General features: G+C 62.5%; 11 protein-coding genes. 5 read left to right on the top strand and 6 right to left on the bottom strand.

Annotated elements, in window-relative coordinates:
* Positions 1-17: 17 nt before the first annotated feature.
* The 5 genes from cobG (at position 18) to OZ428_RS03690 (ending at position 5,367) form a co-directional block, all read left to right on the top strand.
* Entirely contained in the window at positions 18-1,364 is a 1,347-nt protein-coding gene (cobG, locus tag OZ428_RS03670; RefSeq protein ID WP_269132733.1) for a precorrin-3B synthase, read from the top strand.
* Positions 1,357-1,983 (top strand): precorrin-8X methylmutase, encoded by a 627-nt coding sequence (locus tag OZ428_RS03675; protein ID WP_016976987.1) that lies wholly within the window; start codon positions 1,357-1,359, stop codon positions 1,981-1,983. The genes cobG and OZ428_RS03675 overlap by 8 nt, the downstream gene beginning before the upstream one ends.
* Positions 1,983-2,714 (top strand): precorrin-2 C(20)-methyltransferase, encoded by a 732-nt coding sequence (locus tag OZ428_RS03680; protein ID WP_178918436.1) that lies wholly within the window; start codon positions 1,983-1,985, stop codon positions 2,712-2,714. The genes OZ428_RS03675 and OZ428_RS03680 overlap by 1 nt, the downstream gene beginning before the upstream one ends.
* Positions 2,714-4,351 carry a precorrin-3B C(17)-methyltransferase gene (gene cobJ / locus OZ428_RS03685; protein ID WP_269132734.1) on the top strand — a complete coding sequence of 546 codons (1,638 nt, stop codon included), beginning with the start codon at positions 2,714-2,716 and terminating at the stop codon, positions 4,349-4,351. Before OZ428_RS03680 ends, cobJ begins: the two co-directional genes overlap by 1 nt.
* A 236-nt stretch (positions 4,352-4,587) precedes the next feature.
* Positions 4,588-5,367 (top strand): hypothetical protein, encoded by a 780-nt coding sequence (locus tag OZ428_RS03690; RefSeq protein ID WP_269132735.1) that lies wholly within the window; start codon positions 4,588-4,590, stop codon positions 5,365-5,367.
* Here the strand turns inward: OZ428_RS03690 and OZ428_RS03695 are convergent.
* The 6 genes from OZ428_RS03695 to dusB form a co-directional block, all read right to left on the bottom strand.
* On the bottom strand, positions 5,364-5,960 hold the full coding sequence (locus OZ428_RS03695; RefSeq protein ID WP_269132736.1) for a MarC family protein: 597 nt from the start codon (positions 5,958-5,960) through the stop codon (positions 5,364-5,366). The two genes, OZ428_RS03690 and OZ428_RS03695, sit on opposite strands and share 4 nt — an antisense overlap.
* 237 nt (positions 5,961-6,197) lie before the next feature.
* Positions 6,198-8,969: a hybrid sensor histidine kinase/response regulator gene (locus OZ428_RS03700; protein ID WP_269132737.1), complete on the bottom strand. Its 2,772-nt coding sequence runs from the start codon at positions 8,967-8,969 to the stop codon at positions 6,198-6,200.
* Between the two features lie 100 nt (positions 8,970-9,069).
* Positions 9,070-10,362 (bottom strand): phosphoribosylamine--glycine ligase, encoded by a 1,293-nt coding sequence (gene purD / locus OZ428_RS03705; RefSeq protein ID WP_033897346.1) that lies wholly within the window; start codon positions 10,360-10,362, stop codon positions 9,070-9,072.
* 20 nt (positions 10,363-10,382) lie between these two features.
* Positions 10,383-11,990: a bifunctional phosphoribosylaminoimidazolecarboxamide formyltransferase/IMP cyclohydrolase gene (gene purH, locus OZ428_RS03710; RefSeq protein WP_269132738.1), complete on the bottom strand. Its 1,608-nt coding sequence runs from the start codon at positions 11,988-11,990 to the stop codon at positions 10,383-10,385.
* 82 nt (positions 11,991-12,072) lie between these two features.
* Positions 12,073-12,393 carry a DNA-binding transcriptional regulator Fis gene (gene fis / locus OZ428_RS03715; RefSeq protein WP_002555375.1) on the bottom strand — a complete coding sequence of 107 codons (321 nt, stop codon included), beginning with the start codon at positions 12,391-12,393 and terminating at the stop codon, positions 12,073-12,075.
* Complete coding sequence (dusB, locus tag OZ428_RS03720; protein ID WP_016976994.1) at positions 12,390-13,403, bottom strand: tRNA dihydrouridine synthase DusB; 1,014 nt, start codon at positions 13,401-13,403, stop codon at positions 12,390-12,392. The genes fis and dusB overlap by 4 nt, the downstream gene beginning before the upstream one ends.
* Positions 13,404-13,577: the final 174 nt, after the last annotated feature.

Below are 13,577 nucleotides of genomic sequence, written 5' to 3' on the forward strand. Positions count from 1 at the left end.
CGACGGGCAGGCTTTTCATGCCGCCGGACAAAGCAGGCATAATACCGCGCCTTTACCCATCAACCGGTAGCCCCGTGAACCCAACGCCCGCTGTGAATACCTTGCGCCCCTCGGCTTGTCCGGGGTTGCTGCGTATTGTCCAGGCGCTGGACGGCGGCATTTGTCGGATCAAATTGGCCGGTGGTTCGATCACTGCCGCCCAAGCCCACGCGGTGGCGGATGCCGCCCAGGCCTATGCGGGCGGGGTAATCGAGGCGACCAACCGCGCCAATCTGCAGATTCGTGGGATTGGCACTGAAGAAAGCGCGCTGATTGCGACGCTGTTGGAAGCCGACCTCGGCCCCAACAACGCGGCTGGCGACGACGTGCGCAACCTGATGCTCAGTCCCGGCGCCGGGATCGACCCGCAGATGCTCTTCGATACGCGCCCGTTGGCCGGGCAGATCCTCGCCACCTTGCAGAGCCACCCGCGTTTCCATGAGCTGTCGGCCAAGTTCGCCGTACAGTTGGATGGCGGTGAGGCGTTGGCGATGCTCGAACATCACCATGACCTTTGGTTGTCGGCGTTCGTACGCAATGGCCAGACGCTTCTGGCGTTTGGCCTGGCCGGTTGCCCGGGGCTGGATGCGCCGCTGGCCGCCGTGCCGCTGGAGCAAGGCCATGCATTGGTGGTGGCTGTGCTGGAGGCGTTCCTCGACCTCGCCACACCAGAGCAAACCCGCATGCGTCATCTGGCTGTGGATAACGTACTGCGCCGCCTCAGCCTGCCGCTGCTACCGGCCGACAGCCTTAAACGCCCGCCCAGCGGCGCTTTGCTGCACCTCGGCACTTATCCACAGGCGCAAAAGAATCAGTTCTACGTCGCCGCCATCGCCCCCTTGGGCCGCCTGGATGCGACGATGCTCAAGGGCGCCGCTCACCTGGCCAGCGAGTACGGCGACGGCACGCTGCGTTTCACCCCCTGGCAGGGCGTGCTGCTGCCCAACATTGAAAAACCTCGCGCCGTGGCCGAACGCCTGGCGCAGCTTGGCTTTCTGTGTTCAATCGACCAGCCCCTGGCGCGCATGACCGCCTGCACCGGCTCCAGCGGCTGCGGCAAGGCCCTGGCCGACACCAAGGCCGACGCGGTGCAACTCGCTGCCCTGGACACCCGGCACAACGTGCACCTGTCCGGCTGCCCGCGCTCCTGCGCCGCCGCACACACCGCGCCGGTCACCTTGCTGGCCGTGAGCCCCGGCCACTACGACCTCTATTTTCGCGAGGCAGCCCACCCCGGTTTCGGCCGGCTGCACGCACGCAACCTTTCTATTGAAGCGACGGGCGCCCTGCTGCGCGCCCGCCCACGGAGCAACACCGATGATTGATTACATCCGCGACGGTCAGGAGATCTATCGCAACTCCTTCGCCATTATTCGCGCGGAAGCCAAGTTGGACCGCATCCCGGCTGATTTGGAGAAACTCGCGGTGCGGGTGATTCACGCCTGCGGCATGGTCGACGCCATCGACGGCCTGCAGTTCTCCGAAGGGGCGGGCAAGGCCGGGCGCGATGCGCTGGCTGCGGGCGCACCGATTCTGTGCGATGCGCGGATGGTCTCCGAAGGCGTGACCCGCGCACGCCTGCCGGCCAATAACCCAGTGATCTGCACCCTGCGTGACGACAGCGTGCCGGAGCTGGCGCGTGAGCTGGGCAACACCCGTTCCGCTGCCGCCCTGGAGCTGTGGCGCCCGCACCTGGAAGGCAGTGTGGTGGTGATCGGCAATGCACCGACCGCGTTGTTCTACCTGCTGGAAATGCTCGATGCGGGCGCGCCGAAACCGGCGTTGATCCTCGGTTTTCCGGTGGGTTTTGTCGGCGCCGCCGAGTCCAAGGCGATGCTGGCCGCCGACAGCCGTGGCGTGCCGTTCGTGATCATGCAGGGCCGCCTGGGTGGTAGCGCCATGGCGGCCGCTGCGGTGAATGCCCTTGCCACGGAGGTCGAGTAATGCAGGCACGCGGACGTTTGATCGGCCTGGGCGTGGGCCCCGGTGATCCGGAACTGATCACCCTCAAGGCCCTGCGCCTGCTGCGCGAGTCGCCGGTGGTGGCGTACTTCGTGGCCAAGGGCAAGAAGGGCAACGCCTTCGGCATCATCGAAGACCACTTGGTGCCGCAACAGACCTTGATGCCGTTGGTGTACCCGGTGACCACCGAAGTGTTGCCGGCGCCGATGTCCTACGAGCAGGTGATCAGCGATTTCTACGACGCCGCCAGCGTTGACGTCGCCGCACACTTGGACGCCGGCCGTGACGTAGCGGTGATCTGCGAAGGCGACCCGTTCTTCTACGGTTCCTACATGTACCTGCACGACCGCCTCGCCGAGCGCTATGAAGCGCAGGTGATTCCAGGCGTGTGTTCAATGCTCGGCGGTGCCTCGGTGCTGGGCGCGCCGCTGGTTTACCGCAACCAAAGCCTGTCGGTACTCTCGGGTGTGTTGCCCCATGACGACCTCAAGCGCCGCCTGGCGGATGCCGATGCGGCCGTGATCATGAAGCTGGGTCGCAACTTCCCGAAAGTGCGCCAGGTGCTGGAAGAGCTCGGCCTGGCCGGACGTGCGCTGTATGTGGAACGCGCCACCATGGCCAACCAGAAGATCGTGCCGCTGGATCAGGTCGATCCATCGTCGTCGCCGTACTTCTCGCTGATCATCGTGCCCGGTGAACGGTGGCAAGGTTGATGAGCCCGGCGATTGTCATTCTGGGCCAGGGCAGCCTGGCCACTGCGCGCAAGATCCAGCAGGTCTACCCCGGCGCGTTGATCCACGGCCTGGCCGGACGTGTCGACGGTGCGGACCAGTCCTACAGTGAATTCGGCGCGACCCTGCGCCAGTTGTATCAGCAAGGCACGCCGCTGATTGCGTTGTGCGCGGCCGGTATCGTCATTCGTACCTTGGCGCCGCTGCTGCTGGAAAAAGGTGAAGAGCCCGCCGTGCTGGCCGTGGCCGAAGACGGCAGCGCAGTGGTGCCGTTGCTCGGCGGCCTGGGTGGTGTGAACGTGATGGCGCGCGAAATCGCCGCTGCGTTGAACGTGGCCGCTGCGATCACCACCAGTGGCGAGCTGCGTTTCGGCACCTGCCTGCTCAATCCGCCTGCGGGTTATGAACTGGCCGACCTGGAGCTGGGTAAGCGTTTTGTCTCCGACCTGCTGGCCGGCGAAAGTGTACGCATCGAAGGCGCCGCGCCGTGGCTGGACCAGGCCAACCTGCCCCAGGACCAACAGGCACGCCTGGCGATTCACGTGGGCAGTAACGCGCGCACGCCTGCCGCCGATGAATTGCTGATCTACCCGAAGAACGTCAGCGTGACCTGCAAGCCCGGCGCGCAACTGGCTGGGCGTGTGCGCACGGTGTTGCATGAGGCGGGCATCGCCGTGCAATCCCTGGCGTGCCTGTTGGCCAGTGATACGCAGATGGCCGAGGCGTCGTTGCATGCAGCCGCGTTGGAGCTGGGTGTACCGCTGCGGTTTGCCAGCGTTAGCCAGGACGCGGATATCGTCATCAACGTTGCCGAGCAACCCCTGGACCTGTCGCAAGTCGGCCGTTTGCGTGGTCGTCTGGCCGTGATCGGCCTGGGCCCCGGCGCTGCCGAGTTGATGGTGCCAGCGGTGAAAGCAGAACTGGCGCGTTGCACCGACGTGCTCGGTTACGAAACCTACGTGCGCATGGCCGGGCCCTTCCGGGACGATCAGGTGCAGCACTGCACCGACAACCGCGAAGAAATGCAGCGTGCCCGCCATGCCTTCGAGCTGGCGGCCCAAGGTCGCTCGGTGGTGGTGGTGTCGTCTGGCGACCCCGGCGTGTTCGCCATGGCCGCTGCGGTGATCGAAGCCCTGCACGAATCCAGTGATCCGGCCTGGCATCAGGTCGACCTGGAAATCCTGCCGGGTGTTTCGGCCTCGCTCGCCACCGCCGCCCAGGCGGGTGCGCCGTTGGGCCATGATTTTTGCGTGATGTCGCTGTCGGACAACCTCAAGCCGTGGTCGATCATCGAAAAACGCCTGGACCTGGCGTCCCAAGCGGACCTGGCGCTGGCGTTCTACAACCCGATCTCGCGCTCGCGGCCGTGGCAACTGGGGCGTGCGCTGGAAATCGTCGCACTGCACCGTACGCCTGAAACGCCGGTGGTGCTGGGCCGGGATATTGGCCGGCCAGGCCAGACCCTGCGCGTCACTACCCTGGGGCAACTGACGCCGGAGCAGGTGGACATGCGCACCATGGTGTTGATCGGTTCGTCCACCACCGCCACCTTCCCGCGTGCCGGTGGCGGTGAGTGGGTGTACACGCCGCGCTGGTACGGCGAGAAACCCGCCTCCTGAAAAGGGCCCCTCGGGTGCCTGAAAGCTCCGAATGACCCAGGGATTTTCCTGGCGTTGTCCGGGGCTTTTTCTTTTTTCTGCGACGAAATCCGGAAGCCCGCCAGGCATGCCGCGTGATTGCTGGGCGGCGCGGTTTGACGGGGGGCGCCAAGGGATGTTTGTCGTCTGGAAAACGCTCCAGCCAGTGGACTAGGGTGGACATAAGCCCCGAGTTGGGGTGCTTGTGGAGAACCAAAATGGAGCGACATCACAGAAGGATCAACAATAAAAAAAGGCGCAAATTGATTGCCGCCTACAAGTTGCCGGGAGCGTCTGGAGCGCTTAAGGCTTTGCCGTTGGACATAGAGGACGACTTCAACGCCGCCGTGGTCAACAACAGTGTCATCTCGTTTGCCGAAGGCTTGTCCGGCTTGAACCGGGAGTACGTGCGCAAGAGCTATTTGCTGGCCAGCAGCTATGTCAGCGATGTGTTGAAAGTACAGCGCGGTACCGAGGGTTGGTACGACGAGTTCATCAAGGTGATGGTCAGCCTGGGGTGGCTGCCGGTGCGCAGCCGCTTCGAACGGGTTTCACGTTCCGGCAAGGGCCTGACCGTGCAATGGGCGGCGTTGAATATCATCACCACCCTGCTGGCGTCGACCTCATTGTCCGGGCACTTGCTGAGCACTTTGCCGAAACTGGCGGCCGATGCTTTGGACGCATTGAAGCAGGCGCCCGGGACGTTCGAACTGTTCAAACGCAACAGCGCGGTACACCAGGGCGGCGACTTCGGCCTGGCGTCCTGTGCCGAAACGGACGGTGAACTGATGATGGTGCTGGTGACCTACAGCAGCCATGGCGTGAGCAAGCAGGTAGGGCTGCCCTTCCTGGAGTGGGACAGCTCTTCGTTCGAGGCCTTCAGCGGGCAGACGTGCCTGGTACTGAATACCTCGGTGGTCAACGAAAAGACGATCCAACTGATGCGCGAGAGTGCGGGCGACAAAGTGCAGTTGGCGATCGCCAAGTACCGGATCTAAGGCAACAGGTAACCGCGCACACCGGTGAAGATGATTTGCGCGGCCAGGGCGCACACAAACAACCCCATCAACCGACTGACAATCTGCAAACCCTGGTCACCGAGGATGCGTTCGATCCGGTTGGACAGGTACAGCACCACGCCCACCGTGAGGCTGGCCAGGGCGATGCTGAGGATGGCGGTGAGCTTGTCATCCCAGTGCGGCTGGCTCACCCCCATGACCAGCAGCGCACCGATGGTGCCGGGGCCGACGGTGAGGGGAATGGTCAGCGGCACGATGGTCACATCCTGCTGCACGTTGTCGGTCTGCACCGCCGACTTGCCTTGGGCCATGCCCAGGGCGGAGATAAACAGCACACTGCCGGCACCGATGCGGAAGGCGTCGACGGTGATGCCGAACACGCTGAAAATCACGCGGCCGAACAAGTAGAGCAACACGCTCGATACCAGGGTCGCCAACGCCACCTTCCACGCCAGGCGGCGCCGTTCTTTGCTGGAGTAGCCACGGGTCAGGCTGATAAAGCAGGACAGCACGAAGAACGGGCTGTAGAGCACCAGCATTTTCAGGTAGACGCTGAATAACACGTGGAGCATGGGGGCGGCTCGCGAGCGGGAGAAGTGCACTCAGTCTATCAGGCGAACCCAATCAAATGTGGGAGCTGGCGTGTTGTGGTGAGCGGGCTTGCCCCGCGCTGGGCTGCGAAGCAGCCCTAAAACCAGTCACCGCATTTTGTCTATAAAAACGGGGTGCTCCCATTGGGGCGGCTTCGCCACCCAGCGCGGGGCAAGCCCGCTCACCACAGCAAGCCCGCTCACCACAAAAAACTGCGGCTAAGAGGGAGCGTGTTCCGGGCGCTGTTGACGCTGCGCCACCCAAAACTCCACCAACTCACGCAACTGCGACAACTCCACCGGCTTGGCCATGTGCCCATCCATCCCGGCCTGGCGTGCGCGCTCTTTATGTTCCGACAGAATGTGTGCCGTCAGTGCCACCACCGGTGTGCGAATACGCTGGTGGCTGACTTCCCACACGCGCAGTTGCTGGGTGGCCGAGAAGCCATCGAGGATCGGCATTTCACAGTCCATCAACACCAAGTCATAGCGCTGGGCTTTCATCGCTTCCAGCGCTTCTTCGCCATTGCTGGCAGTGTCCGGGTTGAGATTGAGCTTGCCGAGCATGCCACGGATCACTTTGGTGGAGATGCTGTTGTCTTCAGCCACCAGGATGCGGAAATCCGTCGGCACAGTGATGGCCGCGGGCGTATTGAGGACCGGCCGAGGTGGAACGTTGCCCTTGCTGCGTTGGGTCAGTTCGTCGGCCAGGGTGGTCTTGAGCGTGTAGCCCGCCACGGGTTTGGCGAGGATGCGCTTGATCCCGCAATTGCGCGCGATGATCTTGCTCGGCGCGTTGCTGATGCCGGTGAGCATGATCAGCAGGATGTCGTGGTTCAGGCTCGGGTCTTCCTTGATCTTCGCCGCCAGTTGCATGCCGGTCATGCCCGGCATGTTCTGGTCCAGCAGCACCACGTCGAAGTAATCGCGCAGGTGCGCCTTGGTGCGCAGCAGTGCCAGGGCTTCCTTGCCCGATGGCACGGCGCTGACGTTGAGGCCCCAGGCCGAGCATTGCTGCACCAATACTTTGCGGCAGGTGTCGTTGTCGTCCACCACCAGCACCCGTGCGCCCTTGAGTGGGCCGTCGAGGTCGGAGGTCGGGTGTTCCAGGCGTTCCGGGTCCAGCGGCAGGGTCAGCCACAAGGTACTGCCCTGATGGCTGCCGCTCTTGATGCCGAACTCGCCGTTCATCAGCAGGATCAGTTGGCGGGCGATGACCAGGCCCAGGTGACCGTTCAAGCGGGTGGCCGAGAAGAAATTCTTGCTGTGCAGTTCGCTGTGCAGCAGCGCATCACGCTCGGCGGCCTCCATCGGCAGGCCGCTGTCCTGCACGGCGATGCGCAGGCGCGGCTTGGTGCTGCGGTCATCCAATGCGACCACGATCAGCACTTCGCCTTCGTCGGTTTTCTGCAGGGCGTTTTCCAGCAGGCTCAACATGGCCTGGCGCAGGCGCGTCGGGTCGCCGCTGATCACGCGGGGCACTTGGGGCTGGATAAAGCTGATCAGCTCGACGTTCTGTTGTTCAGCCTTGGCGCGGAAAATACTCAGGCAATCTTCGATCAGCGCGTTGAGGTCGAACTGCACGTCATCCAGTTCGATCTGGCCGGATTCCAGCTTGGAGATGTCGAGGATTTCGTTGATCAGCGTGAGCAGTTCATTACCGGCGCTGTGGATGGTCTGCACGTAGTCGCGCTGTTTCACCGACAGCGGCGTACCCAGCAACAGTTCGGTCATGCCCAGCACGCCGTTCATGGGGGTGCGGATTTCGTGGCTGATCTTGGCCAGGAACTCGGCCTTGGCGGCAATCTCGGCATTGCTCGCCGCCAAGTCGCGGCTGAGGCTGAAGCGCGCTTCGACAATCGCGCGCTGGCGTTCGCCCAGCGCCAGGCTCATCAACAGGCCGCTGAGGCAGATAAACGCCAGCAGTGTGACGATCAGGCCCTGGGGCGAGACCATCGTCAGGCCCAGCAGTGCCGGTAGGATGATCAGCGTGCCGATGTTAAACACCACCATCGCCGCCACGAACAGGCGGGCCGGGCGGTAGCCTTTCTGCCAGTGATAGGCCGAGACAAACAGCATGCTCAAGCCGGCCAGGGCCACCAGGGCATAGGTGATGATGTTCAGCGGCAGGGTGTTGACGAACAACAGCAGCAGGCCGCACAACACGATGAACAGGATGTCGGCCATCAACAGCTTGTTCAGCGGGTGTGGTCCCAAAGGCATGAAGAACCGATAGGCAAACATCAGCCCGCACGGCGCGGTCAGCAGCAGGGCCAGGTAGGCGCCGGGGGTCTGGATCGCGTGCCAGTTTGGCAGCCAGGGGCCGATTAGGTTGAGCAGCAGTGCGAGGCTGAGCATCAGCAGGATTTCGCAGGCCGCCAGCCACAGGCTGCTGCGCGAGCGGTGGTAGGCGAAACGGGTGATGTTGTGCAGGATCAGCATCAGCAAACAGCCGAACAGCAGGCCGTAGATCAGCGTCTGCGTCTGGTCGGCGGCGGCGAGCACGGCCGGTTCCAGGGTGATATAGGGGCGCAGCTCATGTTCCGAGACCAGGCGCAGGTAAACCTCTAGAGGTTTCTGGCTCTGGGGCATCGGCAGCATGAAGTCGCTGCTGGGCAATGGGCGCTCGGCCTGGGGCTGGCGTGTGCCGGTGCTTTGTTGCTCCACCAGGGTATCGCCGTCCAGCACATAGAGGCTCAGGTGGGACAAATCCGGGGCAAAAACCCGCAGCACTTGTTCGTGCTTGCCGGGTTGCAGCTTGAAACGCACCCACAACGCACCGTCCGGTTCCGCGGCGGTAAGGCGGTCCAGTTCGATGGGGCTGAATTGATTGGTGTAGCGCGAGGAACGGATGTCGCTCAGTTGCAGGTCGGCCTGTTCATCAAGCAATACTGCCCAGCCACTGCCTTGCGCGGCGGCCTGGGCCGGGAACAAGCAGAGCAGTGTCAGCAGACTGACAGTGAAACCTATGGCGATCCTGAGCCAGCGCACGGCGAAATCCCTTCGTAGGTTGATGCACGGTTAACTATGCGCGGGTAGGCCTGCATACGGCAAGGGCCAGAGGCCCTTGCCTAGCCGAACGGATAGCGGCTTACTGGCTTTCGCCACGCTCCCGCGCAATGGCGCGATAGCCGATGTCCTTGCGATAGAAGCAGCCTTTCCAGTCGATTTTTGCAGCCAGCTTGTAAGCCTGTTGCTGCGCGGCGTCGACGCTGGCGCCCATGGCGGTAGCGCACAACACACGGCCACCGGCGGTCACGACCTGGCCATCCTTGAGCGCAGTGCCCGCATGGAACACTTTGCCTTCCAGCGTAGCAGCCGCGTCGAGACCTTCAATCACGTCGCCCTTGGCGTAATCGGCAGGGTAGCCACCGGCCGCCAGCACAATCCCGACGCTCGGACGTGGATCCCACTGGGCTTCTACCTTGTCCAGGGCCTGGGCCAGGGCAGCTTCCACCAGCAACACCAGGCTCGATTGCAGACGCAGCATCACCGGTTGGGTTTCCGGATCGCCGAAGCGGCAGTTGAACTCGATGACTTTCGGGTTACCGGCTTTGTCGATCATCAGGCCGGCATACAGGAAACCGGTGTACACATTGCCTTCGTCGGCCATGCCACGCACGGTCGGCCAGATCACCAGGTCCATGACGCGCTGGTGCACGTCGGCGGTGACTACCGGGGCAGGGGAGTAGGCACCCATGCCGCCGGTGTTCGGGCCGGTGTCGCCGTCGCCGACGCGTTTATGGTCCTGGCTGGTGGCCATTGGCAAGACGTTCTTGCCGTCGACCATCACGATAAAGCTGGCTTCTTCGCCGTCGAGGAATTCCTCGATCACTACGCGCGAACCGGCGTCACCAAAAGCATTGCCGGCGAGCATGTCGCGCACGGCGTCTTCGGCTTCCTGCAGGGTCATGGCGACGATCACGCCTTTGCCGGCGGCCAGGCCGTCGGCCTTGATCACGATCGGCGCACCTTTTTCACGCAGGTAAGCCAGGGCCGGCTCAATCTCGGTGAAGTTCTGGTAGTCGGCGGTCGGGATCTTGTGGCGCGCCAGGAAGTCCTTGGTGAACGCCTTGGAGCCTTCCAGCTGGGCCGCACCTGCGGTTGGGCCGAAGCAATCCAGGCCACGGCTGCGGAACAGGTCCACCACGCCGGCAACCAGCGGGACTTCCGGGCCGACGATGGTCAGTGACACATTCTTTTCAGCAAAGTCGGCCAACTGTTCAAGGGCCAGCACGTCGATAGCGACGTTCTCGCACTTGGCTTCAATGGCGGTACCGGCGTTGCCGGGTGCTACGAAAACTTTCTGGACGCGCGGGTCCTGGGCAACTTTCCATGCCAGGGCGTGTTCACGGCCACCGCTGCCAATGATCAAAACATTCATGTCAAAAACCTCAAATTCTGTCAGTGGCGGAAGTGGCGCATACCGGTGAAGACCATGGCGATGCCGGCTTCATCAGCGGCGGCGATGACCTCAGCATCACGCATCGAACCGCCCGGTTGGATCACGGCGGTCACGCCTGCCTTGGCGGCGTTGTCCAAACCGTCACGGAACGGGAAGAACGCATCGGAAGCCATTACCGAACCCACCACCTGCAAACCAGCATGTTCAGCCTTGATCGCGGCGATACGCGCCGAATTCACGCGGCTCATCTGGCCGGCGCCGACGCCGATGGTCTGGCGGTTCTTGGCGTAAACGATGGCGTTGGATTTAACGTACTTGGCCACTTTCCAGGCGAAGATCAGGTCGTTGATCTCTTGCTCGGTCGGCGCGCGCTGGGTCACGACTTTCAGGTCTTCGCTGCCGATCATGCCGATGTCGCGGCTCTGTACCAGCAAGCCGCCATTGACGCGCTTGTAGTCCCAGGCTTCGGCACGTTCAGCCGACCATTCGCCGCAGGCCAGCAGGCGCACGTTGGCTTTGGCCGCTACGATGGCGCGGGCTTCCTCGCTGACGCTTGGGGCGATGATCACTTCAACGAACTGACGCTCGACGATCGCCTTGGCGGTCTCGGCATCCAGCTCACGGTTGAAGGCGATGATGCCGCCGAACGCCGACTCGGTGTCGGTGGCGTAGGCCAGTTCGTACGCCTGGCGGATACCGCCTTCAGCGTCCGGGCTCACCGCCACGCCGCACGGGTTGGCGTGCTTGACGATCACACAGGCTGGCTTGACGAAGCTCTTCACACATTCCAGCGCGGCGTCGGTGTCGGCCACGTTGTTGTAGGACAGCTCCTTGCCTTGCAGTTGGGTCGCGGTGGCGATGCCCACTTCGGCTGGCTTGGCTTCCACGTAGAACGCCGCGCTCTGGTGCGGGTTCTCGCCGTAACGCATTTCCTGGGCCTTGATGAACTGGCTGTTGAAGGTGCGCGGGAATTGGCTGCGGCCTTCGGTCGACAGGGTTTCAGCAGCCTGGTTAACCGTGCCCATGTAGTTGGCGATCATGCCGTCGTAGGCGGCGGTGTGTTCGAACGCCTTGAGCATCAGGTCGAAACGCTGGGCGTAGGTCAGGCCACCGGCTTTCAGACTTTCCAGCACGTTGGCGTAATCACTGGCGTTGACCACGATGGCCACGTCTTTGTGGTTCTTGGCCGCCGAGCGCACCATGGTCGGGCCGCCGATATCGATGTTTTCGATGGCGGTCGGCAGGTCGCAGCCTGGCTTGTTGATGGTGGCTTCGAACGGGTAGAGGTTAACGGCCACCAGGTCGATCGGCTTGATGCCGTGCTCGGCCATGATCGCGTCGTCGGTGCCGCGACGGCCGAGGATGCCGCCGTGGATTTTCGGGTGCAGGGTCTTGACCCGACCGTCCATCATTTCTGCGAAACCGGTGTAGTCCGCCACTTCCACTGCGGCCACGCCGTTGTCCTGCAGCAGTTTGAAGGTCCCGCCCGTGGAGAGGATTTCCACGCCGAGGGCTTCCAGCTCCCGGGCAAATTCGAGGATCCCGGTCTTGTCGGAGACACTGATCAAGGCGCGGCGGATCGGCAGGCGGGTAGTCTGGTCGGTCATTTCAATTTCCATCAAAAGCAAAGGAGTCAGCAAAAAAGGCGACCGTTTTTTACGCGGGCGCCTTTCTGGTTTGATTGAATGCTTACAACAAATCGTACTGCTTGAGCTTTTTGCGCAAGGTGCCACGGTTGAGGCCCAGCAGCTCACTGGCTTTGGTCTGGTTGCCCTTGACGTAGTTCATCACGCTTTCGAGCAAGGGCGCCTCGACTTCGGAGAGCACCAGGTTGTACACGTCCGTGACGGAAGCGCCCTCAAGGTGGGCGAAATAATTGTGCAGCGCCTTCTCGACACTCCCGCGAAGGGTCTGGCCTTCTTCGCTCGGCGTGTTGAGGTGCTGTTTCAAATTGACGTTGTCGCTCACGGGTGTTGTTCCACTCACTAAAGTCTCGGTCATCATCGTCATGCGGCCACCCCCTCTCCGTCCCCTGTCCCCAGGCTCTTGTAACGCTCGCTGAAGAACTCACGAACGTTGGCGCACTGTGCTTCCGTATCATCCAAACGATTGAAGTGGGCGCGAAACTCCCTGGCGCCCGGCAGGGTTGCGAGATACCAGCCGACATGCTTTCGAGCAATGCGTACTCCCATCACGTCCCCATAGAAGGCGTGCAGGGCGGCCAGATGCTCTAGCAGAATACGTTCCACCTCGATCAGCTCCGGTGCCGGCAACACTTCGCCAGTACGCAGAAAATGCTCGATCTCACGAAAAATCCACGGCCGCCCCTGGGCAGCCCGGCCAATCAACAAACCATCGGCACCGGTCGCGTGCAGCACGCGCCGGGCTTTCTCGGCGGAGTCGATGTCGCCATTGGCAAACACCGGCATCGACACCGCCTGCTTGATCGCGGCGATGGTGTCGTACTCGGCTTCACCTGTGTAAAGGTCGGCGCGGGTGCGGCCATGCACCGCCAGCGCTGTAATGCCTGCCTGTTCAGCGATCTTCGCCACTGTCAGGCCGTTCTTGTTGTCCCGGTCCCAACCGGTACGGATCTTCAGGGTGACCGGCACATCCACTGCGGCGACAACGGCCTGCAGGATCTCGGCAACCAATTGCTCATCTTTCAACAGCGCGGAACCGGCGGCCTTGTTGCAGACCTTCTTGGCCGGGCAGCCCATGTTGATGTCGATGATCTGCGCCCCCAACTCCACGTTGGCCCGGGCCGCATCCGCCAGCATCTGTGCATCGCCACCGGCGATCTGTACCGAGCGGGGCTCGGGATCACCTTCGTGGATCATGCGCATCCGCGATTTGCGGGTGTTCCACAAGCTCATGTCGCTGGTGACCATTTCCGAGACTACAAGACCTGCGCCCAAACGCTTGCACAGCTGACGAAAGGGCTGGTCGGTAACCCCCGCCATCGGGGCGAGGATCAAGCCGTTCTGCAATGTATATGGGCCGATGCGTACCGCCGACATAGGACTTCCCTGTTGTGGGGCCGGATCATTAGAGTTCGAAAAAGGGTTGGCATGATACCCGCTCTCGATGACTGGATAAAGGCTGAATTGGATAAAATCTGAACAGTTATTTCTTTATCGCCACCGGTTTGGTTGCGCAAAGGAAAGTCAATAACCTGCCGTCAAATCTCAATG

Origin of the sequence: Pseudomonas sp. GXZC (assembly GCF_026967615.1) — a bacterium.
Taxonomy (GTDB): domain Bacteria; phylum Pseudomonadota; class Gammaproteobacteria; order Pseudomonadales; family Pseudomonadaceae; genus Aquipseudomonas; species Aquipseudomonas azotoformans_A.

Coding starts and splice junctions, on each gene's coding strand:
- cobG (WP_269132733.1), top strand. CDS start 18: ATGCCGCCGGACAAAGCAGGCATAATACCGCGCCTTTACCCATCAACC.
- OZ428_RS03675 (WP_016976987.1), top strand. CDS start 1,357: ATGATTGATTACATCCGCGACGGTCAGGAGATCTATCGCAACTCCTTC.
- OZ428_RS03680 (WP_178918436.1), top strand. CDS start 1,983: ATGCAGGCACGCGGACGTTTGATCGGCCTGGGCGTGGGCCCCGGTGAT.
- cobJ (WP_269132734.1), top strand. CDS start 2,714: ATGAGCCCGGCGATTGTCATTCTGGGCCAGGGCAGCCTGGCCACTGCG.
- OZ428_RS03690 (WP_269132735.1), top strand. CDS start 4,588: ATGGAGCGACATCACAGAAGGATCAACAATAAAAAAAGGCGCAAATTG.
- OZ428_RS03695 (WP_269132736.1), bottom strand. CDS start 5,960: ATGCTCCACGTGTTATTCAGCGTCTACCTGAAAATGCTGGTGCTCTAC.
- purD (WP_033897346.1), bottom strand. CDS start 10,362: ATGAATGTTTTGATCATTGGCAGCGGTGGCCGTGAACACGCCCTGGCA.
- purH (WP_269132738.1), bottom strand. CDS start 11,990: ATGACCGACCAGACTACCCGCCTGCCGATCCGCCGCGCCTTGATCAGT.
- fis (WP_002555375.1), bottom strand. CDS start 12,393: ATGACGATGATGACCGAGACTTTAGTGAGTGGAACAACACCCGTGAGC.
- dusB (WP_016976994.1), bottom strand. CDS start 13,403: ATGTCGGCGGTACGCATCGGCCCATATACATTGCAGAACGGCTTGATC.